General features: G+C 59.9%; 1 pseudogene. It reads left to right on the top strand.

The features are described 5' to 3' along the window. Positions 1-212, top strand: a pseudogene (locus tag SB771_RS37385) (MFS transporter); the annotation flags it as partial. Between the last annotated feature and the right edge of the window lie 20 nt (positions 213-232).

Raw genomic sequence — 232 nt, forward strand, 5'->3', positions numbered from 1 at the left:
GTTTCGAGGCCCGCATTCGCGGCTCTGCTGTTGGCGGTGCATACAACGTGGGACGTATTGGTGCGGCAATCGCCCCTGCGGCTATTGGATTCCTGGCAACGAACGGCACGATCGGCCTCGGCTTTCTGGTCATGGGTGTGGCCTACTTTCTAGGCGGCCTTGTGCCGGCGCTCTTCATCAGGGAGAAGCTCTACGATCCGCAGAATGCCTGACCGTAACAATTGACCGCGAG

Source organism: Burkholderia sp. SIMBA_051, from assembly GCF_046534915.1.
Lineage (GTDB): Bacteria > Pseudomonadota > Gammaproteobacteria > Burkholderiales > Burkholderiaceae > Burkholderia > Burkholderia ambifaria.